We start from the raw sequence: 24,105 nt of genomic DNA, 5'->3' as shown, positions 1-24,105 counted from the left end.
TCACTCCACCGTTGCGCCATCCAGGGCGCCGATCAACGCCAGAATATCGTCTGGCAGAGGGCTTTCGAAACACAGTTTTTCTTTGCGCACCGGATGCACGAACCCCAAGGTCGCGGCGTGCAGCGCCTGGCGGGCAAAACCCAGACCTTGCAGCAACGGCAACAGCTTGCCGGGTGTGCGCCCATAGAAGGCATCCCCCAATAGGGCATGGCCGATGGATGCCATATGAACACGGATCTGATGGGTGCGGCCGGTTTCCAGCCGGCATTCCACCTGCGCGGCGCCGGCAAAGGTCTGGATGGTGCGATAATGAGTGATGGCGTGCTTGCCACGGCCGTCCTTCACGATGGCCATTTTCTGGCGATCGGCGCTGCTGCGCGCCAGGGCGCCTTCGATGCGCCCGGCCGGCGGCACCGGCACACCGGCCACCACGGCGGCATAGCGGCGATCGACGCTGTGCTTGGCAAACTGCGCCGCCAGGCCTTCATGGGTGGGGTCGTTCTTGGCCACCACCAGCAGGCCCGATGTGTCCTTGTCGATGCGGTGGACGATGCCGGGCCGCGCCACGCCGCCGATGCCCGACAGGCCGCCGGCACAATGGTGCAGCAGCGCATTGACCAGCGTGCCGTCGAAATTGCCGGCGGCCGGATGCACCACCAGCCCGGCCGGCTTGTCGATCACCAGCAGATGTTCATCCTCGTACACGATGATCAGCGGGATATCCTGGGCGATGTTGTGGGCCGGGCGCGGGGCGGGGATCACCAGGGTGAACGCCTCGCCGCCGCGCATCTTGGTGGCCGGATCCCACATCACGCCGGCCGCGCCGGTCAGGCGGCCGCCCTGCACCAGCGTTTTCAGCCGTTCCCGGCTGTATTGCGGCAGGGTTTCGGCCAGCGCCTTGTCAAGCCGCTGGCCGGCCGCCGTGGCCGGCAAAGTGATGATGATCGACTCTTCGTCCCCCATGGGTTAGCGATGTCGGGATGAAGTTGCAGATATCAAGCACACACCAGCAATTTCTGCTTGCGGCGGCTGCTGCCAGCCCGGATCATGAAATTTGCGGCTTGCTGCTCGGCCAGCCCGGCCGCGTCGACGCCCTGCTGCCGGCACGGAATGTCGCTGCCGATGCATCGCGCAGCTTTGAAATTGCGCCCGCCACGCTGCTCGCCAGCCACCGGAACGCCCGCGCCGCCGGGCAGAAGGTGATCGGCCATTGGCACAGCCACCCCGATGGCAAGCGCGAGCCCTCCACCCGCGATGCCGCCCGCGCCACCGACAACGGGCAGATCTGGCTGATCATCGCCGGCGGTGGCATCGGCGCCTGGGCGGCCCATACGGTGGGCGCCGGCCCGGCGACCTTCCAGCCTGTCGTGCTGGAGGTCGCATGATGGCCAGCGGCGCGGTGAAATGGTTCGATGGCAAGAAGGGCTATGGGTTCATCACCCCCGATCTCGGCCCGCGCGACGTGTTCGTGCACATCAGTGCGCTGGTCGATGCCGGGCTGGAACCGTTGCAGCCTGGGCAGCGACTCGATTTCGAGCTTGCACAAGACGGCGATGGCCGCTTGATAGCATTTGGCTTGAAATTGCGTAACGAAGGTATCGAGACAGCAACATGAACGAACTGCCCCATCATCTTGTGCGCTGGCTGTGCCACGATCTGGCCACCCCGATCGCCAGCGTGATGACGGCCAGTGAATTGCTGGACGACAAGCCCGACCCCGAGATCAACGAGTTGATCCAGTTCGGCGCGCGCCGCCTGACGGGCCGGCTGCGTCTGGTGCGGCTGGCGCTGGGTGCGGCCGATGCCGCGATGAGTTCGGCCGCCCTGGAACGGCTGATCCGGGAAGGCCTGGATGGCACCAACGTCGATTGGGCCTTTGCGGGCGATGCCAGCGAAGGCATGCCGGCCGTCGTGGCGGGCTGTGCCATGCTGCTGGCCGATCTCAATCGCACCCGCGCGATCACTGTCACGCCGTCTGCGGTGATCATGGCGCAGGGCTGCACCTGGCCTGATTCGGTGGCCGCGGTGTTTTCCGGCGCACCAGCCGTGTGCAATCGCGGCGCTGTTGCCGCCATGGTGGTGGCCGCCGCGCACCGGGCCGGCCGCGAACTGTCGCACTCTGCCAATGGCTTGTCCTGGCGCTGAACCCGCAGCGCCAGTTTTTTGTTGCACTGCACCATTTCCCCCCTTGAACCGCGGCTGGCACCGGCTTATGTTGCATCGCAGCAAAGCCGGAGATGACCATGACCGCCAAGCACACGCCAAGCTCTGCCGAACCCTCGGCCAAGGCCAAGCGCAACGCCCGGCGGCCCGCATCCAAGGCGGCGCCCGTGACTGCGGTGTCCGTTCCGGACGCGGTGGTCCCGGCGGCTGAACCGGCGCCCCCCGCCCCGGCCACCGCGAAGCTGATTCCCCTCCGGACCTCCACCATCCTCCCAATCAAGGAACCGATCATGGCCACTGCCTTTGAAACCACCGGCGAAACCGTTCGCGCCGCCACCGCCACCCTCAACGCCCAGACCGAAACCGCCATCAACAGCGGCAAGGCGGCGATGGAACAGGTTGCGGCCAAGTCCAAGGAAGCCGTCGAAGCCAGCATGAAGAGCCTCGACGAAATGAACGACATGGCCCGCGCCAATGTCGATGCGCTGATCGCTTCGGCCCGCGCCGCCACGGCCGGTGTCGAGCAGGTCGTTGCCCACCTGACCGAAGTGTCGAAGAAGTCGTTCGAAGATTCCACGGCCATCATGAAGAGCCTGACCGCCGCCAAGACCCCGAACGAACTGCTGCAGCTGCAGACCGATTTCGCCAAGACGCAGTTCGACTCCGCCGTGTCGGAATACAGCAAGCTGACCGAGATGATGGTCAAGCTGGCCGGCGAAATGATGGAGCCGATGCAGAACCAGATCGCCGTGGCCACCGACAAGTTGAAGTCGACCTGGGCCAAGTAAGGTCTGAAGCCTTCGCCCTGGCGCCAGCGCGCCCGGGCCGGAACCGGGCGGGTGGCCAGCAGGCCTCCCGCCCGTTCTCGTGTCGGCGCTGACCGCCCGTGCCCCGCCCTTCGCGCCGGGCCTTTTTTCTGGCGGCGATTTTGCTATACAGGGGCAATATCGTCCCCTTTTGCCCCCGGGTTGTTTGATGATCGATGGCGCCAGCCTGATGCCGACCATGACCGACGAGGACCGTGACGCCGATGGCGGCCGCGGCACCACCGGCGTGGGCCTGGCCACCAAGCCCGAATCCAAGACCGCCAAGCCGGCGCTGTACAAGGTGCTGATGCTGAACGACGATTACACCCCGATGGAATTCGTGGTGCTGACGTTGCAGCGCTTTTTCAAGATGACCATCGAGGATGCGACGCGGGTGATGCTGCACGTGCATCAGCGCGGTGTGGGGGTGTGCGGCATCTTCACCTATGAAGTCGCCGAAACCAAGGTCAACCAGGTCATCGATTTCGCCCGCCGCCACAACCATCCGCTGCAATGCACGATGGAGAAGGAATAGGCGCCTGCGACGTCGCGGGCGCTGGCGGCCGGCGGCTGCCGCGATAAGGCGGCGGGGATGAGCCTGCTTCCCAGTTTCCAGCCCAAGCTGCACGCACTTGTGGTCGGCGCCACCGGCGGCATCGGCGCTGCGGTGGCAACGCTGCTCGAACAGGATGGCGCGCACGTCACGCGATGGAGCCGCAGCAGCGGCGTCGAACTGACCGACCCCGCCAGCATCACGCGTGCGGCTGCATCTCTCACCACCCCGCCCGATCTGGTGTTCATTGCCACCGGCGTGCTGCACGGGGGGGGCCTGGCGCCGGAAAAGGCCACTGCGCAACTGTCTGCCGAAGCACTGGCCGCCGCCTTTGCCATCAACGCCATCGGCCCGGCCCTGGTCGCCCGCGCCGTGCTGCCGATCATGCCCAAGGGCCGCAAAACAGTGCTGGCCGCGCTGTCGGCCCGCGTCGGCTCGATCAGCGACAATCGCCTGGGCGGCTGGCACAGCTATCGCGCGTCGAAGGCGGCGCTCAACCAGTTGCTGCGCACCATGGCCATCGAGCAGGCGCGCCGCAATCCCGACCAGATTCTGCTGGCCCTGCACCCCGGCACGGCGGATTCCGGCCTGTCCAAGCCGTTCCAGAAGGGCGTGCCGACCCTGTTCTCGCCTGAAACCAGCGCCCGCCATCTGTTGCGCGTGATCGATGCCGCCACCCCGGCACAATCCGGCCAGTTGATCGACTGGGCGGGCGACGTCATTCCCTTTTGACATGACTGCTGCGATGGTTTCGCATCTGGCAATGACGGCCGCCGCCCCCATATCGGCCGCAACCACTGGAATGGGAGACATGACATGCCCCAGTATCTGCATCGCACATCCGACGCCCGCGGCCAGGCCGATCACGGCTGGCTGAAGGCCAGGCACAGCTTCTCGTTCGGCAGCTATCATGATCCCAACATCATGGGCTTCCGCAGCTTGCGGGTGATCAACGAGGACCGCATCGCCGGCGGCGGCGGCTTCCCCACCCACGGCCACGACAATATGGAAATCGTCACCTACATCCTCGATGGCGCGCTGGAACATCGCGACAGCATCGGGAACGGCGAAGTCATCCGCCCCGGCGAGGCGCAGCGCATGAGCGCCGGCACCGGCATCCGCCACAGCGAGTATAACGCCAGCGCCGCAGAGCCAGTGCATCTGTTGCAGATCTGGCTGTTGCCGAACCAACGCGGCATTGCGCCGGGCTATGAACAGAAGACGCTGCCGGCGGTGGCGACAGGCGAATCGCGGCTGGACGTGATCGCCGCGCCGGATGCGCCAGGCAGCGCCGTCACCATCCACAGCGACGCCAGCATCACCCGCGCCGTGCTGGCACCGGGCGGCACGCTGACCGCCCCGATCACCCGCGGCCATGCCTGGGTGCAGGTGGCCAAGGGCGCTTTGATGGTCGATGGCCATGCGTTGGCGCAAGGTGACGGCCTGGCGGTGAAGGATGCCACTGAACTGGCGCTGGCGTCGGATGCCGGCGCGGAGGTGCTGGTGTTCGATCTGGCGTAAAGCGCTCGCCGAGACCCACTCCCAGCCCCTCTTGGCTGCGGGGGGAGCAGATTGCGCAAGGGCCGAACGACTCCCCTCCCGCAGCCAGGAGGGGTTGGGGTGGGAACTTATCCCTTCACCCCCGCCCACGCCGCCAGAGCCCGCGCCCGCGCCGCTTCATGTTCCACCACCGGCGCCGGATAATCCCGGCCCAGCCTCACCCCGGCGCGGATCAGGCCAACACCCGCCGCCCAGGGCGCGTGAATGTCCGCATCGGACAGGCTGGCGAGTTCCGGCACCCAGCGGCGGATATAATCGGCCGCAGCGAATTTCGCGCTTTGCCCGACCGGCGCGAAGATGCGATTGAACGGCGAACTGTCGACGCCCGATCCCATCACCCACTGCCAACCCAAGGAATTGCTGCCATAATCGGAATCGACCAGCGTGTCCCAGAACCAGCGTTCGCCGTCCCGCCAATCGATGAGTTGATGCTTGACCAGGAAACTGGCGGTGATCATCCGCACCCGATTGTGCATCCACCCCGTTGCCCACAATTGCCGCATGCCGGCATCGACGATCGGATAGCCGGTTGCCCCGCGCTGCCAGGCGCGCAGGCCCACCGGATCAGCGCGGAACGGGAAGCGGTTGAAGGCATCGCGGCCCGGCGCATCGCCATGGTCGGGGAACTGATCGATGATATTGGCGCCGAAATCGCGCCAGCCCAGTTCGCGCAGATAAGGCTCTGCCGCCGCAGCACCCACCGCATCGGCGATGACATGCCAGGCGGCATTCGGCGACACCTCCCCCACCGCCAGATGCGGTGACAGGCGCGACGTGCCCTCCACCGACGGCAGATTGCGCGTGTCGTCATAACGCGCAGCGCGGCGGGCGAAATCCGTCAGCCGTGCCGCGCCCCCGGCTTCGCCCGGCTGCCAATCGGCGAAACCGCGCGACCAATCCGGGCTGGTCGGCTGCAAGCCCCACGCCGCCAGATCATCGCTGGCGACGCCGGCCGCATCGGCCCAGCGCAGATCGGGAACACCCCGCGGGCGCGGCGGCGGCATCTGCTCCTGCAATTTGCGCCACCACGGCGTGAAGATGCGGTAACGCCCGCCGGTGCCGCTGCGCACGCTGTCTGGCGGCGCGAGCGTCACGCCGTGATGGCGCGAAACATTGCCCGCCTCATCCTCCTGCACCAGCGCCCAGGGTTCGTGATGCACCAGCGTGTGCACGTCGGCGCTCAGCTCGGCGGCCAGCGCCTGCACCACCGGGCCGGCACGGCCCCGGCGCAGGATCAGCCGGCCGCCACGCGCCGCGATCTCGGCGCCCAGGCTGGCCAGGCTGTGGTGCAGCCACCACCGCTGCGCCGCGCCGATGCGCCAATGCGCCGGCGTTTCATCGTCCAGCACGAACAGCGCCGCCACCGGGCCACGCGCCGCCGCCGCGATCAGCGCGGGGTGATCGGCCAGACGCAGATCATTGCGAAACCAGACAAGCTGGGTGGTCATCGGCGCAGCCTCTCGACAGACAGGAGCGCCAGCCGCTAGGGCCTGTGGTCAATCAAGTCACCATCCAGTTCTGGGGGAAGCTTCATCATGCCGCAACTGGCCTATGTGAATGGGCAGATCCTGCCGCTGGCGTCGGCAAGCCTGCACGTCGAGGATCGCGGCACCCAGTTTGGCGATGCGGTGTACGAAGTGTGCGCCGTGCTGAACGGCCAGATCCTCGATTGGCAGCCCCACCGCGTGCGCCTGCGCCGCAATCTGGCGGAGCTCGGCATCACGCTCGATATCGCCGACGGCCCGCTCGGCCTGCAGGCGCGGCGGCTGATCGCGCGCAATGGCCACCAGGATTGCCTGCTCTATCTGCAGGTCTCTCGTGGCACGGCGCGGCGCGACCATGTGTTTCCGGCCGATGCGCCGGCCAATCTGGTGATGACGGTGCGCCGCTTCGATTTTGCCCAGCGCGTGCGCCAGTTGGCCACCGGCATCAAGGTGATCACGCAAGGCGACAATCGCTGGGGCCGGGTCGATATCAAGACCACGGGCTTGCTGCCCAATGTGCTCGCCAAGCAGGCGGCGCGCGCGGCGGGGGCGTTCGAGGCATGGATGGTGGCAGATGATATCGTGCGCGAAGGCAGCAGCACCAACGCCTGGATCATCAAGGACGGACGCATCATCACCCATCCCACCGGCACCCACATCCTGCCCGGCATCGCCCGCGACAGCCTGATCCGGCTGGCCCGTGAAGCCCAGATGCTGGTGGAGGAACGCGCCTTCACCCTCACCGAAGCGCGTGCGGCCGATGAAGCCTTCCTGACCTCCACCACCGCGCCGATCCTGCCGGTGGTCGCCATCGATGGCCAGGCGGTGGCCGGCGGCACGCCCGGGCCGGTCACGCACCGGCTGGCCGAACTGGTCTGGAATGAAGTGGCCCGCCAGACGGGCTGGCGGGCCTGAGTTCGGGCGCTGGGGGCGCCTGGGGGAGAAGTTCAGTTCAGAGGTCGCTGTCCAACCCCGGCGCCGGCGATTCCTGCGGCGGCGGTGGTGGCGGCGCGCCACGGCGGTCGCGGCGGTCGCGCACCCGTTCGCGCCAGTCGCGCATGCGCTTGTCCATCCGGTCCTTCATGGCGCGGCTGTCGGCGACAAACGCCTTGCGATCGGCCGCACTCAGCTTGCCGAAGGCGGCGAGCATGGCGGCCTGCCGTTCCAGCTTGGTGGCTTCGGCCAGCGCACGTTCCTCGTCCATGGCGCGCTTGACGGCCGCGGCATCAAAGCGATCGGCATCCAGCGCCGCCATCATCCGTTCCCGGGCGGCTTCCACCTTGGCACGATCGGCGCGGCGATCGCCGCCGGCCATCATCGCTTCGCGAATGGTGGCGCGGCCGGCTTCGCTCATCGAGGGGAACATGCGTTCGCCCTTGCGCTGGTCGCGACCAGGCATGCCGGGGCCTCCACCATGATGGCCGGGGGGCGGTGGGGGCGGCGCGGGCTGGGCCAAGGCCGGAGCAGCAGCAAGCAGCGCTGCCAATAACAGCATCCTCGGGTTCATATCACGTCTTCCTCAGCAGCCGTCGGCGTAAACACATAGGCAAAGGCCAGATCGGCCTCTGCCGCCGCCACGCCGGCCGACGACGGCGTTGCGGTGGCAATTTCGGTGGCAACTTGGCCGCCATATTGGCCGGCAAAACCGATCCAACCGCCCACCGCCACCACCAGCGCCAGGCTGGCGGCCAGCAGTGCCGGGCGCCAGGCGCGAACGGGGCCAGGCGGCACCGGGCGCTGCTGCGGCAACGCCGTGATCGCGGCCGTATCGATCCGGGCCGGCGGCACTGGCGCAGCGGCCCAACCGGCCAGCAGCGCGTCCATCGCCCGCGCGTCGGCCAGCGCCGCCGCCACGGTGGCGTCGCGGCCAGCCAGAGCCAGCAGCGCGGCACGATCCTGCACCGGCCAACGCGCCGGATCGGCACCATGGCTGGCCAGGATCGCCAGAGCGGTTTCAGGAGACAGGGCGGTCACGGCATCACACTCTCATTCATCATGGTTCGCAATTCATTACGGGCGCGGCCGAGCAATCCCTCGACGGCCTTGGCGGTGGTCTCCATCTGCGCGGCAATTTCGGCCATGGAATGGCCCTCACCATGGAACAGGCTGAGCGCCAGCCGCTGGCGGGGATTCAGCCGCGCCATCGCGGCTGCCAGCCTTGCCTGATCGTCCCGGGCGATGGCCTGGGCTTCCGGATCGGGCGCGGTATCGGCGAGATCAAACGCCGCATCGATCGATTGCACCGGGCGGATGGCGCGGCGCCGATCGAGGCAGAGATTGACCAGGATGCGGCGGAACCAGGCTTCGACATTGCCGCGCGCCGGATCGAAGCGCGCCGCTTGCGTCCACAGCCGCGCGAACGCCTGCTGGCAGGCATCTTCGGCTTCGACGCGATCATTCAGCGTGCGCCAGGCCAGGCCCAGCGCCATGCGTTCCAACAGCCGCACCAGTTGCGTGAAGGCGGCCGCATCGCCCTGCGCCACGCGCAGCATCAGCGCCGTCGCGAGCGAGGGCATCAAGGGGCCAGATCCGGGAGCAGGCGCATCCATCTTCATCTGCCCCTGTTACGTTTCAGCCGGGAACTTCCCTCGTTTCAGCCCCGCGTTTCAACCCAGCGCGCACCACGCCTGCCAACTCGCTGCCAGCACCGCCGCATGGCGGGCCGCAGCCACCGGCGGATCAGCATAGCCACCGCCCAGCGTCACCGCCAGCGCCGCACCCGCCCCGTGGCAGGCCCGCGCCACCAACGCCTCGCGCGCCGCCAGCCCGGCGTCGGTAAGCGCCAGCCGCCCCAGCCGATCCTCGCCATGCGGATCGACCCCCGCCTGATACAGCAGCAATTGCGGGCGATGGCGCGCCAGCAGCGCCAGCAATTCCGGTTCCAGCGCAGCCAGATATTCGGCATCGCCGGTGCCATCGGGCAGTTCGATATCGACGTGTGACCGCGCCTTGCGCACCGGAAAATTCTTCGCGGCATGGATGGACAGGGTGATGATATCGTCGCGCCCGGCCATGATGCGCGCGGTGCCGTCGCCCTGGTGCACATCGCAATCGACGATCAGCACACGCGCCACCGCGCCCTCGCGCACCAGCCGGTGGGCGGCAATGGCCAGATCGTTGGTCACGCAATAGCCGGCGCCGCCGTCCGGCCCGGCATGATGGCTGCCGCCAGCGCCGTTCGCCGCCCAGCCGTGCGCCAGTGCGTGGAGCGCCGCGGCATGGGTGCCGCCGGCCACCAGCCGGGTGCGGTGGGCAACGGCGGCCGTTACCGGCAGGCCGATCCGCCGTTCGATCTCTGCCGGCACCGCCGCGGCGAGCACGGCGGCGACATAGGCCGGATCATGCACGGCGTTCAACCACTCGGCCGGCATCAGCGGCGGATCGAACCGCTCGACCGCCTGCCCCAGCGCGTCCAATGCGCCGGGCAACAGCGCATATTTCGACATCGGGAAACGGTGGCCGGGCGGCAGTGTGGGCGCGTAGTCGGGATGGAAAAAGAGCGGTAGGGATAAAGTATCACCTCTCCCCTCCGGGGAGAGGTCGAGAGACGCGCGTAGCGCGGCCCGGGAGAGGGGTTCTTGCCCCAGCGAACCCTCTCCCGGCTCGCTGCGCGAGTCCGACCTCTCCCCACAGGGGAGAGGTGATTGCTCGTCAATCACGCCAGCGCCCGCGACGCCATTTCCAGCACATCCTTGGACATGCCCGCCGTTGCAATGATCCGTTCCAGCTCCGCCCGCATCTGCCCGGCGCGGCCCGCATCAAACCGCCGCCAGCGACCGAGCGGCACCGCCAGCCGCGCGGCGCTTTGCGGGTTGATGCGGTCGACGGCGATCAACTGATCGGCCAGCAAGCGATAGCCTTCGCCATCGGCAGCGTGGAACCAGCGCTGGTTGGCGGCAAAGGCACCGACCAGGCTGCGCAGGCGGTTGGGGTTGGTGATGGTGAAATCCGGGTGTTTCAGCAAGCGCTCCACCGCCAGCAGCACATCGGGGCGATTGGCCAGCGCCTGCACGCCGAACCATTTGTCGATCACGTCATTGTTGCCGGCAAAACGCCGATGGAAATCGGCCAGCACCGCCTCGCGCTCGCTTGAAACACTGTTCACCAGCGCCGTCATCGCGCCCATGCGATCGGTCATCGTGGCCGCCGTGTCATATTGCTTGCGCGCCGCCACCAGCGCAGCGTCGGACCCGGCGGTGACCAGATAGGACAGGGCGACATTGGCCAGCCGGCGCGCGCCCTTGGCCTGCGGTGTCTGGTCGGTTGCGGCACCGGCATGGGCTTCGTAGATCGCCCACCATTGCCCTTCCAGCGCCGTGGCGATCGCGCGCCGTGCGGTTTCGCGGCGGCGGTGGATGGCCTCCACCGCGACCAGATCGGCGGCATCGCCGATGAAGCTTTCGGTGGGCAACAGCACGGCCTCGCCCTTGAAGGCCGCATCGAGATCGGGATCTTCGAGCGTGCCCTGCACCGCCGCGACCAGTTCGGCCGGATCATCGTCGGTGGCCAGCACCGACAGCGCCAGTTGCTGAAACGCCTCCCAACGCGCGAACGGATCATCGTCGTGCGCCGCCAGGAAGGCCAGATCGGCGCGGGCCAGCTTGGCCTCCACCACCACCGGCGCCGAAAAGCCGCGGTTGAGGCTGGGCAGCACTGGCTCGGCGATGCCATCGAAGGTCAGATGCGTCACCGGCGCCTTGATCTGCACCACCTGTTCGTCACCAACCCGCGCGCCGCTGTCTCGCCCGATCAGCGCCAGCCGGAACGGCATGTGCATCGGCGCCTTGTCGGGCTGGCCGGGGGTGGCCGGCACGCTCTGGCGCAAGGTCACCTCCACCGAACTGCCGGTCTGCCGCGTTTCCACCGCGACGCGCGGCGTGCCGGCCTGATCATACCAGCGCCGGAACTGCGCCAGATCGATGCCGCCCGCCGCCTCCATCGCCTGCAACCAGTCTTCACAGGTCACCGCCTCGCCATCATGGCGGTCGAAATAGAGATCGGTGCCGCGCCGGAAGCCATCGACCCCCAGCAGGCTGTGCAGCATGCGGATCACCTCGGCGCCCTTGTTGTAGATGGTCGCGGTGTAGAAATTGGCGATTTCCACATAATGATCGGGGCGGATCGGGTGGGCGAGCGGCCCGGCATCTTCGGGGAACTGCACGGCGCGCAAGGCGCGCACATCATCGATGCGGCGCACCGCGGCGCTGCCCTGATCGGCGGAAAATTGCTGATCGCGAAACACGGTCAGCCCTTCCTTCAACGACAATTGGAACCAGTCGCGGCAGGTGACGCGGTTGCCGGTCCAGTTGTGGAAATATTCATGCGCCACCACGCCGGCGACCGCATCGAAATCCATATCGGTCGCGGTTTCGCTGTCAGCCAGAATATACTTGCTGTTGAAGATGTTGAGACCCTTGTTCTCCATCGCGCCGGCATTGAAATCGGCCACGGCGACGATGTTGAATTCATCCAGATCATATTCGCGGCCATAGATGGCTTCATCCCAGGCCATGCTGGCTTTCAGTGCCGCCATGGCATGGGCGCAGCGCGGCACGTCGGCGGCTGCGGTCCAGATCGCCAGCTTCACCTGCCGGCCGCTTCCGCACGTGAAATCGTCGTGCAGCGCGGAGAGCTGCCCGCCGACCAGCGCGAACAAATAGCTCGGCTTGGGCCAGGGATCGGTCCAGCTTATTTCGTGGCGGCCGCCATCCAGATCACGCGCCGCGCCGCGATCACCGTTCGACAGCAGCACCGGATACAGCGCCTTGTCCGCTTCCAGCCGCACCGTATAGCGCGACAAGATGTCGGGCCGGTCCGGGAACCAGGTGATGGAGCGGAAGCCTTCGGCCTCGCACTGCGTCACCAGCCGGCCTTCGCTGGCATAAAGGCCCATCAGGCGGGTGTTGCGCGACGGGTGCAGCACCACTTCGGTTTCGATCAACGCGCTGTCGCCGCTGATATCGATGCGCAGCACATCATTGTTGGGCACGGCGGGCACCGGCGCACCCTCCAGCGTGATGCGGCGGGTTTCCAGGCCATGGCCATCGAGCAGCAGCGGGCGATCATGATTGCCATTGCGCACCACACGCAGCCGCGCGGTCACCACCGTGCGAGTGGCATCCAGCTGGAAATCCAGATCAATCTCCGGCACCAGCCAATCCGGCGGGCTGTAATCGGCCAAACGGACCGAGGTGAGCACGGGCGTGTTGCGAACATCTTGCATGGTCTTGATGTTGCGTCAGTCCGCCGGCCGAGGGAAGCGGATTTTGGATCGGGCCAGGAACGACGTCGGCTTTGCGGCTCTTGCCCAACTGTATTAGTTGTGCAAGACAGGTCACATCGGGAGGACATGATGGCATTTGATGTGGAACTGGCAACCCAGGCCTATATGGCAACGCTGAAAGGCGCGGCGCGCGCCAAGTCGGACGCCTATTTCGAGGGCGGTTACTGGTTGATCCTGTGGGATTTTCTGGTGGCGCTGATCGCCAATCTGATCGTGCTGCGGCTGGGCTGGGCGGCGCGCCTGTCACGCTGGGCGCGCAGCAAGGCCGGGCCGCTGCTGGCGGCTTTCCTGTTTGCCGTGCCCTATCTGCTGCTGATCACGGCGCTGACCCTGCCGTTCAGCATCTACACCGATTTCGTGCGCGAACATGCCTATGGCCTGTCGAATCAAAGCTTTGCCGAATATGGCGGGGAGCAACTGATCTTCATCGCCGTCGACACATTGCTGGCAGCGCTGCTCTGGATGGGCATAAACGCCACCATCCGCCGTTTCCCGCGTGGCTGGTGGCTGGGCGGCGCCGGCCTCACCATTGGCGTATTGATGGTCACCATCACGCTGGCACCGGTCTATCTCAATCCGCTGTTCAATGATTACACCCCGCTGCCGGATGGCCCGGTGAAGAGCGAAGTGCTGAAAATGGCGCGCGCCAATGGGGTGCCAGCAGACAATGTCTATCTGGTCGACGCCAGCCGTCAATCTGATCGCATTTCCGCCAATGTCACCGGCCTGTTCGGCACCATCCGCATCGCGCTGAATGACAATCTGATGAAGCAGGACATCCACGAGATCCGTTCAGTGATGGCGCATGAACTCGGCCATTATGTGCTGAATCACATGTGGAAACTGATCATCGCCGTTGCCCTGATGATCGCCCTCAGCCTGGCGCTGGTGGCAGTAGGCACGCCTTGGCTGCTGGCGCGCCTTGGCGGGCGCTGGGGTATCGAGGGCATGGCCGATCCCGGCGCGCTGCCGGCGCTGACCATCGTGATCAGTTTTGTGTTCCTGCTGGGCACGCCGATCACCAACAGCCTGATCCGCGTGCAGGAACAGGAGGCCGACATATTTGGCCTCAATGCCGCCCGCGCACCCGACGGCTTTGCCCGCATCGCCATGAAGCTGTCGCAATATCGCAAGATCGAACCGGGCGCCTGGGAGGAATATATCTTCTTCGACCACCCCAGCGGCCACACCCGCGTGCGCACGGCCATGCGCTGGAAGGCGGAACATGTGGCCGAGGCGGACGTGCGCTGAAGACGTGCCGTTCCCAGAGGAACCAAGTCATGCTGGCGCAGGCCAGCATCCACGGTGGAGAATGGGCCAAGCGGCACAACGGATGCTGGCCTGCGCCAGCATGACTTGTGCTGATCGGCGGGCTTAACCCCCTCCCCCCGATGCGCACAGCCTGCTACACCAAAGCCATGCACCTGCTCATCCTCGGCCTCGGCTACAGCGCCGGTCGCATCGCCGATGCCGCCCGCAACGCCGGCTTTGCCATCACCGCCGTCCGCTCGCGCCCCGGCGATGGCGTGTTGACCCTCGACAGCCCCGATCTGCCCGGCGTCATCGCCAGCGCCAGCCACATATTGTCTTCCGTGCCGCCCGCCGCCGATGGCAGCGATCCGGTGCTGGCGGCGCACGGTGATGCACTGGCGCGCGCGCCGGCCCGCTGGATCGGCTATCTGTCGTCCACCGGCGTCTATGGCGATGTCGGCGGGGCGTGGGTCGATGAAGCCAGCCCGCGCCAGGGCCGCCGCGCCGGGCGCAATCTGGCCGATGAACATTGGGAAGCGCTTCACCCCCAGGCGCGCGTGTTCCGCTTGCCCGGCATTTACGGGCCGGGCCGCAGCGCACTCGATCGGCTGCGCGCCGGGCCGGTGGCGCGCATCGACCAGCCCGGCCATGTCTTCAGCCGTATCCATGTCGACGATATCGCCGCCGCCGCGCTGGCCAGCATGGCGGGCGGCGCGCCCGGGCTCTACAATATCGCCGACGATCTGCCGGCGCCGGGCGAAGCCGTCACCGCCGCTGCCGCGCGGTTGCTGGGGCAGGAACCGTCGCCGCTGGTGCCGCTGGCTGAGGCCACATTGTCCCCGATGGGCCGCGCCTTTTATACCGAATGCCGGCGCGTGGCCAATGGCCGCATGAAAAGGCAGCTTGGCGTGTCGCTGCTTTACCCCGATTATCACGCTGGCTTGCAGGCTTGTCTGAAGGAAATGCACCCATGAAGTTCGGCACCGGTCAATCCACGCTCCGCGTTGAAGATGCGCGCCTGCTCACCGGCCAGGGACGTTATACCGACGATCTGGCGCGGTCCGGCATGCTCTATGGCGTCAGCCTGCGCAGCCCCTATGCCCATGCCGAAATCAAGCGCATCGACGTGTCGGCAGCGCTGGAGGTGCCCGGCGTCGTTGCCGTCTACACCCACGCCGATGTTGCCGATTATGGCCCGATCCCCTGCCTGGTGCCGCTGTCGGGCGACGTGACCACCCCGCGCCTGCTGCTGGCGGCAGACCGTGTGCGCTTTGTCGGCGATGGCGTTGCCTTCATTGTCGCCGAAACCCGCGAGGCCGCCCGTGCCGGCGCCGAAGCCGTGTGGGTCGATTATGACGAGCTGCCCGTGGTCGCCAGCATGGACGATGCCATCGCACCCGGCGCGCCGAAAATCTGGGCGGCCGCCGCGTCGAACAGCCTGTTCGATTGGCAGGTCGGCGATGGCGCTGCCGTGGCCGCTGCCGTCGCGGGTGCCGCCCATGTCACCCGCCTGCGCATCGTGCAGAACCGCGTCGCCCCGGCCTCGATGGAGGTGCGCGCTGCGCTGGGCGAATATGAAGCCGATGGCGGCTTCACGCTGACCACCGGCAGCCAGGGCGTGGTGTCGATGCGCCGCGAACTGGCCAAGAATATCCTGAAAGTGCCCACCGATCAGGTGCGCGTCGTCACCCACGATGTCGGCGGCGGCTTCGGCATGAAGAGCTTCCTCTACCCGGAATATGCGCTGGTGCTGCACGCGGCGCGCGCGTTGGGGCGGCCGGTGAAGTGGACCGGCGAGCGGTCCGACGCCTTCCAGACCGACACGCACGGCCGCGCCATGGTCAGCGATGCCGCGCTGGCGCTGGATGCCGAGGGCCGCATATTGGCGCTGCAGGTGGAAACCTGGTCCGATCTGGGCGCCTATCAGGCGCAGTTCGGCCCGGCCATCCAGACCATGGCTGGCGGCCGCATCATGGGCGGCGTCTATCGCATCCCGGCGATCCACAATCTGGTGCACGGCGTTGTCACCAACACCGCGCCGGTTGATGCCTATCGCGGTGCCGGCCGGCCGGAATCGGCCTATCTGATGGAGCGGCTGGTCGAAGCTGCGGCACGCGAAATCGGCATCGGCGTCGATGAAATGCGGCTGCGCAACCTGCTGCTGCCGGCCGAACTGCCGCACGCCAATGGCCTGGGCCTCACCTATGACGTCGGCAATTTCCCGGCGGTGCTGGAACGCGCCAAGGTCGTCGGCGATTGGGGGGGCTTTGCCGCCCGCCAGGCCGATGCCACGCGCCGCGGCAAGCGGCTGGGTCGCGGCATGGCCTATTATGTCGAAATCGCCGGCGGCGGCGGCACCGAGGAACATGCCGATGTGCGGGTCGCCGCCGATGGCGCGATCGAAATGGCGGTGGGCACGCAATCCAACGGCCAGGGCCATGAAACCGTCTATGCGCAAGTGCTCGCCGCCCGGCTGGGCATCGAAATGGAGCAGATCCGCATCGTGCAGGGTGACAGCGATCGCATGGATGTGGGCGGCGGCACCGGCGGTTCGCGATCGATGGCGTTCGGCGGCGGCGCCGTGCTGCAATGCGCCGACGACATGATCGCGCGCGGCAGCGAGCTGGCCAGCGCCGATCTGGGCAGCGATGTCGATTATGCCGACGGCCTGTTCCGCGCCCGCAGCAGCAACGCCACCGCATCGTGGGCGGAACTGGCCGCCCGCCATCCGGGCGCACTCGATGGCCGCAGCCGCTACCAGACCAAGGAAGGCAAGCCCGCGCCGACCTTCCCCAATGGCTGCCACATCGCCGAGGTCGAGCTTGATCCGGACACCGGCATGGTCGCGGTGACGCGCTACAGCATCGTCGATGATTTCGGCGTGCTGGTGAACCCGATGCTGGTCGAAGGCCAGATCCACGGCGGCATCGCGCAAGGCCTGGGCCAGGCCGTGCTGGAGAATATCGTCTATGACGACGCCGGCCAGCTGATCACCGGCAGCTTCATGGATTATGGCATCCCGCGCGCCGACGTGATGCCGCCGGCAGTGGCCTTCGAAACGCTGAACACCCCATCGCCGACCAATCCGCTCGGCGTGAAGGGCTGCGGCGAGGCCGGCACCATCGGTGCCATGCCATCGGTGATGAACGCCATCATCGACGCGCTGGACGGGCAACAGGTCGAAATGCCGGCAACGCCGGAAAAATTGTGGCGGCTGGCGCAGAATATCGGCTTCCATCGCGCGGCCTGATACGTAAGATAGCCATGGTGTAACGGGGGGTATACCATGGTACGGAATTTCAGGTTCGGGCTGTCGGCGTTGGCATTGATGGCGGCAGCGCCGGTGCTGGCCGCACCGGCAAGCACTTCGGCCCGGGCGCAAGCCTCTGGCCCGCAGTCTGGATTTGTCCCCACCGTCTCGCAAAGCGGCCCCGGTTCGAGCACCGCCGCGCTGGCCTTGCCGGCCAACAGCACCGAAGCCGCCAGCGCCTTCGCGCTGGCCGATTTCGGTCTGCTCAAGGCCAGCACTTCGGTCAGCTTCACCAACTATGTCCATGATCCGATGGGCTTGAATTCGGTCTTTGCGCTGGCCAACGCGTCCTTTTCCGACACGCTCACCGGGGTCAGCGTCGATCCGGTCGGTTTCGCCAGGATCACATTGCAGATCGATGGCTCGGTGCTCGGCGATGGCGGCCTTACCCGCGTGTTCGGCGATTCGCGCTTCGGGGTGTTTTTCACCGCATCGTCAAACGACAACAACCATTCGGCCAGGTTCGATCTGCTGTCGTTGATTTCTGCCGATCCGCTCACCGGTGCAGTCGTGCAGACCAACAGCCTCTACACCGAATCGACCATCGGCGGCCTGCCGCAGAGCAACAGCAGCACCAATCCGGCCAATGCGTTCGGCACCTTTGAATGGGTGTTTGCATTCGACATCAGCCAGCCCTGGACGGTGAGCGGCAGCCTGTCCTGCCTGACGGCCAGCAGCGCCAACGGCAACGACAGTTCCAATCTCGACTGCAATCTGGGCAACAGCGTGACCTGGCAGGGAATCGAATTTCTGGATGCGAACAGCGACCCGGTAACCGGCGCGACGGTGAGCAGCCTGTCCGGCCAGAATTACAGCCAGCCCTACAGCCCATTGCCGGCCGTGCCGGAACCCGCGAGCTGGGCCATGTTGATCGCCGGCTTCGGCCTGGTCGGGGCGACGGCGCGCCGCCGCCGGGTGGCCACGGCCTGACCCCAGATCAGTGCGCCATCAGGATCGGCACCGGTGCGTCGGCAAGCAGCCCGCGCGTCACCCCGCCAAACAGCATCTGGCGCATGCGGCTGTGGCCATAGGCGCCCTGCACGATCCACGCCACTTCACGTTCGGCAGCCACGCTGCGGATCACCTGTTCGATATTGGCATCATCGCCGCCGCGTTCGATGACTTCGGCATGGGTATCGTGGCGGGACAGGAAGGCCGCGGCCGCCCGTGCGGTGTAGGGCGTGTCCTTTTCAGCGACCGTCAACAGGGTCACGCTCTGGGCAAGCTTGAGCAGCGGCAACGCCGCCCGCAGCGCCGTGCCAGCTTCCTGCCCACCATCCCAGCACAGCAAAGCCGCCCCGGCCACATCGATGCCCGCGGCGCCTTCGGGCACGGCCAGCACCGGCGCCGGCGCACGGATGGCGACATCCCCGGTCCGGCCCAGTTGCAGGGCGGCCTGATGGGCAAAGGGCCCGGCGCTCATCACCACCACATCGGCCAGGCGCGCATGCTCGACCAGCCGGTCGCTGGCATCGCCATCGGCAGCCAGCCAGTCCCAGCTCACCCCCTCGCGCGCCAGCCGCGCTTCGATGGCCACACGTTCGATCTTGCGGCGCGCCTCCAGCGCGTCGATCAATGTGGTGATCGGAAACGCGCCCATCGCCTGATCGCCCAACGCATAGGCCGCATAGGGCATGACCGACAGGCAGACGAGATGACCGCCGGTGGCGCGCGCCAGATCAAACGCCGCGCTCAGCCGGGATTCCTGCCCGTTGTCGCCTTCGATGTGCACCAGGATCGTCTTCATCGCGCGTTTCCCTTGTTGGCTTGGCAACAGTGTGGCCTCGTCCAGGGAACCGCAGAATCCGGATCATTGCGTAAGGGAAATCACGTGGCCGCTGGCTTTGCCGTCAGCGCGATGGCCAGCCCGACCAGCGCCAATGCAATGCCGGCCACGGCAGTGGCGGTCCATTGCCAGTCTTCCAGAAACGTCGAAAGCGCCATGGCCACCACCGGCACCACCACGCCGTTCCATGCTGCCTGCCCCGGCCCGACAGTGCGGATCAGCACATAATAAAGGCTGAACGCCACCGCCGAGGCGACAATGCCGAGATAGGCCAGCCCGGCCAGATAGACGGGCGTGAACGAGATCACCGGCGGCCCCGCCAGCGCCCAGGCCAGCGCGCCGTCGAACAACGCGCCCCAGGCCATCGCCCAGGCGATCCCCGCCTCCAACGGCATCGCCCGGCCGAACCGGGTTCCCTGCAACACATTGGCGATGCTGGCCGACAGCACACCGCCAAAGGCCAGCGCCAGCCCCAGCCCCATCGCGCCACTGTCTGGCCGGGCCAGATCGGGCGCGAACAACAGGCCGACCCCGGCCAGCCCGATGCAACTGCCCAGAACGAACCGCCCGGTCACGCGTTGGCCGAGGAACAGGGCCGCCAGCAGCGTGTTGAACACGAGCAGAAAGGCGAAGGTCAGGCTGACCAGCCCGGACGCGAGATATTGTTCAGACCGGTAGACGAGATTGAAATTCAGCACGAACTGGCTGACCGCCACCAGAATGGCAAACCCGTGCTGACGCGCCGAAAGCCGCAGCGATTTGCGGCGCACGATGCAAAGGCCGAACATCACCGCCGCGCCCAGCAGGAACCGCCAGGTAACCGACCAACTCGCCGGCACCTCACCCAATTGGGTGCGGATCACGAACCAGGTGCAGCCCCAGATCAGGGTGCAACCGATGAACGCCCCCCAGGCCCGCGGCGTGAAGCGGCCGACGGCCGGCGCTGCGCTGTTGGCCATCAACCGGCGGCCAAGGCAGCAGCCAAGCGTTCCACGGCATCGGGCGGCGTGTCCCAGCTCACCACCAGACGCGCTTCGTTTGATCCGGCAGCACCCCAATCGTAGAACAGAAAGCCTTGCGCGCGCAGCCGCTCCGGCTCGCCTGGCGCCAGTTGGACGAAGACTTCATTGGCCTCCACCGGATAGAGCAGGCGATCGCTGGCCGCGCTGGCCAGTCGCTGTGCGCCGGCATTGGCCGCCGCTGCGTTGCGGAGCCAGACGCCGTCCGTCACCATGGCCAGGATCTGCGCAGCGTTGAAACGGCCCTTCGATGGCATCTGCCCGGCCCGCTTGCGCCGCCAGCGCAGTTGATCGGCCAGGCCGAGATCGAACAGCACGATGGCTTCGGCTGACATGCCGCCGTTCTTGATGCAGCCAAAGCTGAGCACATCCATATCAGCCACCAGATCGGCCGGCGGGCAGGCGAGAAACGCCGCCGCATTGGCAAAGCGCGCGCCATCCATGTGCAGCCGCCAGCCCTGAGCCCTGGCATGCGCCGCCAGCGCCGCCACCTCCGCCGGGCGATACACCGTGCCGCATTCGGTGGCCTGGGTGATCGACAGGGCCGCCATCTGCACCTGGTGCACATCGCCGCGGTGGCTGGCCAGCCCCGCATCGATGCTGGTTGGGGTCAGCTTGCCATTGTCGCCCGGGCACAGCAGCAGCTTGGCGCCACCGGTGAAAAACTCCGGCGCGCCGCATTCGTCGACATGGATATGTGCTTCGGAATGGCAGGCCACGGCGCCCCACGGCGGCACCAGGCAAGCCAGCGCCAGCGCGTTGGCGGCCGTGCCGGTCGATACCGGCAGCACCGCACAGGGACGGGCGAACATATCCCCGAACATGGCCTCGAGCCGGCCCGACCAATCATCGCCATCATAGCCCGCCGGCTGCGCCGGCGCCGCGGCTGCCACCGCGGCCATCACCGCAGGACATGCAGCGGCGGCATTGTCAGACATGAAGTTGGCGATCTGGTTCATGGCCTTCCGATAGGGATGCCGATGCCCGCCGGTCAATGCCGGACGCGCCCTGCCACTTGTCGCAGCCGCGGATTCAGGACAGCCCCGGACATGGCAACGGCGGCCGCCCCAAGGCGACCGCCGTTGCCATCGCTCAACCCTGCTGGCTTCGCGATCAGAACGCGAAGTTGAGGGTGGCGCGACCGCCGTGATCGTCGTTGCGCTTCCCGATGAGACTCGAGTAGCCGAGGCTGAAGCGGATCATATCGGACAGGTTCACGCCAATATCGGCCTGCAACGACAGGGCGTCACGATCCATCTGCACCGAACGGATCAGGCTGTTCTGGCCCACCGCCGGGATGCCGATCACCGTCGCCGCACTGCGATCGCCGCCGGTGTTCTGCCACGATGCCGCTGCGCTCAGCGCCACCTTGCCATCGGCAACATTGCCGCCGAACCGCGCACCCAGGTTGGTGACCGTGATGTCATAGGACTGCTTGGTCGCAGCAAGCGCCGCAACGCCGCCGGTTTCCGCCAGCCCGCCCATATCGGCCTTCACATAGGTGAGGCGTGCGAACGGTTCGATCCGCGTGTCGGCCGAGGCCGCCAGATCCCAGGCCAGTTCACCGAAGACCTGATAAGTGGTGCCCGTGGTGGTCCCCGCCAATGTCTGCGCGAAGCTCGGCAGATTGATGGCGCGGCTGCCGTTGGTGCGGGCGCCGGCGACGCTGACACCGCCGTTGGCGACCACACCGCCATCCTGACGATAACCGGCATAGACCGTACCGCCGACCGTTTCGACGTTCGAGCTGCCGCCCAGCACCTGATATTCGACATTGGTGCTGGTGTAGTGGAATGCGCCACCGACCGTCAGGTTGCCCTTGGCCCAATCGATACCGGTGACCACGCCGCGCTGTTCGGCGGTGAAGGCCGTTGCAGCACCGCTGGTGCGGCTCTTGCCCCACGAACCGGCGCCGCGCAGCCAGAAGGTGATCGTGCGATCACCATCGCTGCTGCTCACCTGCTGGCCGCCGAGCGAGGCCAGGCCGCCATTCAGACGATCAAGCGCCGATTCACGGACCACGCGGCTGGTATCGAGCACCACCCGGCGTTCGGTCGCGCGCTGTTCACCCGACATCTGGCGCAGCGTTTGCGGAAGCGCCGAACCGGCGTTGGCATAGACGTTGAAGAACGCCTGCGGGTTGTAACCCCCCGCCACGGCGCGATCGAAGGCGTTGGCCACTTCCAGCGCGTTGCCGGAGATGCCGCCGAAGCGGTTGCCCAGCGTCACCAGGCTCTGCGGTGCCAGACGGATATTGGCCTGCGTGGCGGTGTAATCCACCACCGGGTTGAAGGCGATGCCGAACTGATCGAGGCCGGTGACGGTCGCGAAGGTGCCGGTGCGGGTTGCGCCGCTGGCCACCGTGAACGACGCGTTGAACTGGCTGAAGATCGGCGACGTGGCCGGAACCACCGCCAGCGTGCCACCCAGGGTCAGCGCACCGCCCGCCGTGATGCGGTCGTTTGCCGAAGCGGTGACATTCACGGTGTAGGTACCTGCCAATGTGGCTGCACCCGTGACGGTGAGCGTCCCGGCGTTGGTGGTGGCCGGAGCGGCCGGGTTCACCGAAGCGCCGGCCAGCACATTGAGTGCGCCAACCGTGCCGGTGCCGGTGATCGCCGCGCCCGAATTGACCGTGACCGCCGAGACCAGCGAGCCGGCGACGTTGAGCGTGCCTGCCGCCACCGTGGTGGCACCGGTGTAGGTGCTGGCGCCGGTCAGGTTGAGCACACCGCTACCGGCCTTCGACACGCCGCCGGCACCCGACGCCACACCGGACAGGGTGTAGGTGAAGGCCTGCGTGTCCACCGTGGTGGTGCCCGTGCCCAGCGTGATGGCGTTGGCCACGGTCAGGTCGGCAAGACCGGCCTGCAGCGTGGTGCCGCCGGTGGTCGTCAGGCGGCCGGTGCTCAGGGCCAGGCCGCTGCCAGTGCGGATGGTGCCGCCAACCAGCGTGGTGCCGCCAGCAAAGCTGTTCTGGCTGCCCAGCACCAGCAGCCCGGCGCCCGTCTTGTTGACCGAACCGGCACCCGACACGGTGCCGTTCAGGATCAGCGTCAAGCCGGTATCGACATTGACGGTGCCCACACCGGCGGTGCTGATCGTGTTGGCCAGCGCCACAGTCTGCGTGTTGGTGGTGGTACCAGCGTTCACCTTGGTGTTCAGCGTTGTGCCGTCGGCCATGGCCAGAGCACCCGTTCCCAGCGCGGCGTTGTTGCCCACCGTGATGGTGCCGGCATTCAGCGACGTGCCACCCGTGTAGGTATTGGCCGCATTCAGCACCAGATTGCCGCTGTTCTTGGTGAGCGAGGTGCCGCTGATCACGCCATCGACCGTCAGCGTCGTGCCGATATCAACCAGCAGGGAACCGCCACCGGCACCCAATGTGATCGCCCGCGCCGTGGTGAAGCTGGCCGTCGTGCGCAGCGCGCCGCCAATCAGCGTGATACCGCCGGACACATTGCCCAGATTGGCATCCTGGCTCACTTGAACCGTGGTGCCGGTCACCACCGTGCCGCCAGTGTAGCTGTTCACACCGGTCAGAACCAGCGCGTCACCCACAACTGCCGCAGTGTCGATCACCGACAGCGGACCAGTGCCGGAAATCACACCACCCAACGTGAAGACCCGGCCGAAGACATCGACCGTCATGCCGCCAGCCAGGGCAATGTTGTTCGCCAGCGTCACACCGGCGTTGCCGGCTTGCAGGATGGTACCGGCGGCCGCCGCCACCGCGCCGGTCCCCAGCGCAAGGCTGTTTCCGACACGGATGGTGCCCGCGTTGAACGCCGTGCCGCCACGGTAATCATTGGCGCCGTTCAGCACCAGCGTACCCGCCTGGGTCTTGGTGAGCGCACCGTCGCCGCTGATCACGCCGTCCAGCGTGAAGA

At 67.0% G+C, this 24,105-nt stretch carries 23 protein-coding genes; 12 read left to right on the top strand and 11 right to left on the bottom strand.

The annotated features are described in order from the left end of the window. A complete protein-coding gene (locus tag ABWP22_RS13065; protein ID WP_353200419.1) occupies positions 1 to 963 on the bottom strand; it encodes an RluA family pseudouridine synthase in 963 nt (320 codons plus the stop codon). Between the two features lie 17 nt (positions 964 to 980). Here ABWP22_RS13065 and ABWP22_RS13060 point away from each other — a divergent pair, with 17 nt between their 5' ends. The 7 genes from ABWP22_RS13060 (at position 981) to ABWP22_RS13030 (ending at position 5,043) form a co-directional block, all read left to right on the top strand. After that, the gene (locus ABWP22_RS13060; protein ID WP_353200418.1) at positions 981 to 1,385 is read left to right on the top strand and encodes a M67 family metallopeptidase; all 405 of its coding nucleotides are present in this window, start codon (positions 981 to 983) and stop codon (positions 1,383 to 1,385) included. Further along, positions 1,382 to 1,615 carry a cold-shock protein gene (locus ABWP22_RS13055; protein ID WP_353200417.1) on the top strand — a complete coding sequence of 78 codons (234 nt, stop codon included), beginning with the start codon at positions 1,382 to 1,384 and terminating at the stop codon, positions 1,613 to 1,615. The genes ABWP22_RS13060 and ABWP22_RS13055 overlap by 4 nt, the downstream gene beginning before the upstream one ends. Further along, on the top strand, positions 1,612 to 2,145 hold the full coding sequence (locus tag ABWP22_RS13050) for a hypothetical protein (protein WP_353200416.1): 534 nt from the start codon (positions 1,612 to 1,614) through the stop codon (positions 2,143 to 2,145). Before ABWP22_RS13055 ends, ABWP22_RS13050 begins: the two co-directional genes overlap by 4 nt. Positions 2,146 to 2,453: 308 nt before the next feature. Then, positions 2,454 to 2,951 (top strand): phasin family protein, encoded by a 498-nt coding sequence (locus ABWP22_RS13045; protein WP_353200415.1) that lies wholly within the window; start codon positions 2,454 to 2,456, stop codon positions 2,949 to 2,951. Between the two features lie 187 nt (positions 2,952 to 3,138). Continuing rightward, positions 3,139 to 3,504, top strand: coding sequence for an ATP-dependent Clp protease adapter ClpS (gene clpS / locus ABWP22_RS13040; protein ID WP_500804638.1), 366 nt, complete (start codon positions 3,139 to 3,141; stop codon positions 3,502 to 3,504). A 57-nt stretch (positions 3,505 to 3,561) separates the two neighbouring features. Then, positions 3,562 to 4,254, top strand: coding sequence for an SDR family NAD(P)-dependent oxidoreductase (locus ABWP22_RS13035; RefSeq protein WP_353200414.1), 693 nt, complete (start codon positions 3,562 to 3,564; stop codon positions 4,252 to 4,254). Positions 4,255 to 4,338: 84 nt separating this feature from the next. Beyond that, complete coding sequence (locus ABWP22_RS13030) at positions 4,339 to 5,043, top strand: pirin family protein (protein WP_353200413.1); 705 nt, start codon at positions 4,339 to 4,341, stop codon at positions 5,041 to 5,043. Between the two features lie 107 nt (positions 5,044 to 5,150). Here ABWP22_RS13030 and ABWP22_RS13025 read toward each other — a convergent pair whose 3' ends face one another. Then, entirely contained in the window at positions 5,151 to 6,530 is a 1,380-nt protein-coding gene (locus tag ABWP22_RS13025) for a cryptochrome/photolyase family protein (protein ID WP_353200412.1), read from the bottom strand. An 87-nt stretch (positions 6,531 to 6,617) separates the two neighbouring features. On the opposite strand from ABWP22_RS13025, the gene ABWP22_RS13020 reads away from it, so the two are divergent. Further along, positions 6,618 to 7,481, top strand: a complete 864-nt coding sequence (locus ABWP22_RS13020; RefSeq protein WP_353200411.1) for a D-amino-acid transaminase — start codon at positions 6,618 to 6,620, stop codon at positions 7,479 to 7,481. A gap of 37 nt (positions 7,482 to 7,518) precedes the next feature. On the opposite strand, the gene ABWP22_RS13015 is transcribed toward ABWP22_RS13020, so the two are convergent. From ABWP22_RS13015 to pepN, 5 genes are all read right to left on the bottom strand, one after another. After that, positions 7,519 to 8,061, bottom strand: coding sequence for a periplasmic heavy metal sensor (locus ABWP22_RS13015; protein ID WP_353200410.1), 543 nt, complete (start codon positions 8,059 to 8,061; stop codon positions 7,519 to 7,521). Positions 8,062 to 8,069: 8 nt separating this feature from the next. After that, complete coding sequence (locus ABWP22_RS13010; protein ID WP_353200409.1) at positions 8,070 to 8,540, bottom strand: hypothetical protein; 471 nt, start codon at positions 8,538 to 8,540, stop codon at positions 8,070 to 8,072. Next, the gene (locus tag ABWP22_RS13005) at positions 8,537 to 9,082 is read right to left on the bottom strand and encodes a sigma-70 family RNA polymerase sigma factor (RefSeq protein ID WP_353200502.1); all 546 of its coding nucleotides are present in this window, start codon (positions 9,080 to 9,082) and stop codon (positions 8,537 to 8,539) included. The genes ABWP22_RS13010 and ABWP22_RS13005 overlap by 4 nt, the downstream gene beginning before the upstream one ends. 90 nt (positions 9,083 to 9,172) lie before the next feature. Beyond that, positions 9,173 to 10,012 (bottom strand): histone deacetylase family protein, encoded by an 840-nt coding sequence (locus ABWP22_RS13000; protein WP_353200408.1) that lies wholly within the window; start codon positions 10,010 to 10,012, stop codon positions 9,173 to 9,175. Between the two features lie 209 nt (positions 10,013 to 10,221). Continuing rightward, positions 10,222 to 12,789: an aminopeptidase N gene (gene pepN / locus ABWP22_RS12995; RefSeq protein WP_353200407.1), complete on the bottom strand. Its 2,568-nt coding sequence runs from the start codon at positions 12,787 to 12,789 to the stop codon at positions 10,222 to 10,224. 126 nt (positions 12,790 to 12,915) lie between these two features. Between pepN and ABWP22_RS12990 the strand changes: the two genes are divergently transcribed. The 4 genes from ABWP22_RS12990 to ABWP22_RS12975 all read left to right on the top strand — a co-directional run bounded on the left by ABWP22_RS12990 (position 12,916) and on the right by ABWP22_RS12975 (position 18,340). Then, on the top strand, positions 12,916 to 14,100 hold the full coding sequence (locus ABWP22_RS12990; protein WP_353200406.1) for a M48 family metallopeptidase: 1,185 nt from the start codon (positions 12,916 to 12,918) through the stop codon (positions 14,098 to 14,100). Positions 14,101 to 14,267: 167 nt separating this feature from the next. Continuing rightward, entirely contained in the window at positions 14,268 to 15,074 is an 807-nt protein-coding gene (locus tag ABWP22_RS12985; protein WP_353200405.1) for a Rossmann-fold NAD(P)-binding domain-containing protein, read from the top strand. Continuing rightward, positions 15,071 to 17,350 (top strand): xanthine dehydrogenase family protein molybdopterin-binding subunit, encoded by a 2,280-nt coding sequence (locus tag ABWP22_RS12980; protein WP_353200404.1) that lies wholly within the window; start codon positions 15,071 to 15,073, stop codon positions 17,348 to 17,350. Before ABWP22_RS12985 ends, ABWP22_RS12980 begins: the two co-directional genes overlap by 4 nt. A 36-nt stretch (positions 17,351 to 17,386) precedes the next feature. Continuing rightward, the gene (locus tag ABWP22_RS12975; protein ID WP_353200403.1) at positions 17,387 to 18,340 is read left to right on the top strand and encodes a PEPxxWA-CTERM sorting domain-containing protein; all 954 of its coding nucleotides are present in this window, start codon (positions 17,387 to 17,389) and stop codon (positions 18,338 to 18,340) included. A 7-nt stretch (positions 18,341 to 18,347) separates the two neighbouring features. Here ABWP22_RS12975 and ABWP22_RS12970 read toward each other — a convergent pair whose 3' ends face one another. From ABWP22_RS12970 to ABWP22_RS12955, 4 genes are all read right to left on the bottom strand, one after another. Next, positions 18,348 to 19,157: a universal stress protein gene (locus ABWP22_RS12970; RefSeq protein WP_353200402.1), complete on the bottom strand. Its 810-nt coding sequence runs from the start codon at positions 19,155 to 19,157 to the stop codon at positions 18,348 to 18,350. 80 nt (positions 19,158 to 19,237) lie between these two features. Beyond that, positions 19,238 to 20,155 carry a DMT family transporter gene (locus tag ABWP22_RS12965; RefSeq protein ID WP_353200401.1) on the bottom strand — a complete coding sequence of 306 codons (918 nt, stop codon included), beginning with the start codon at positions 20,153 to 20,155 and terminating at the stop codon, positions 19,238 to 19,240. Continuing rightward, positions 20,155 to 21,174 carry a threonine aldolase family protein gene (locus tag ABWP22_RS12960; RefSeq protein WP_353200400.1) on the bottom strand — a complete coding sequence of 340 codons (1,020 nt, stop codon included), beginning with the start codon at positions 21,172 to 21,174 and terminating at the stop codon, positions 20,155 to 20,157. Before ABWP22_RS12960 ends, ABWP22_RS12965 begins: the two co-directional genes overlap by 1 nt. A 154-nt stretch (positions 21,175 to 21,328) precedes the next feature. Next, positions 21,329 to 24,105 (bottom strand): autotransporter outer membrane beta-barrel domain-containing protein (locus ABWP22_RS12955; protein WP_353200399.1); only part of this gene is annotated, 2,777 nt, incomplete at its 5' end.

The sequence above is a fragment of the Sandarakinorhabdus sp. genome, from assembly GCF_040398665.1.
Taxonomy (GTDB): Bacteria; Pseudomonadota; Alphaproteobacteria; order Sphingomonadales; family Sphingomonadaceae; genus Sandarakinorhabdus.
Note: the sequence above shows the minus strand (reverse complement) of the source record. Positions and strands in the feature narration are given on the sequence as shown.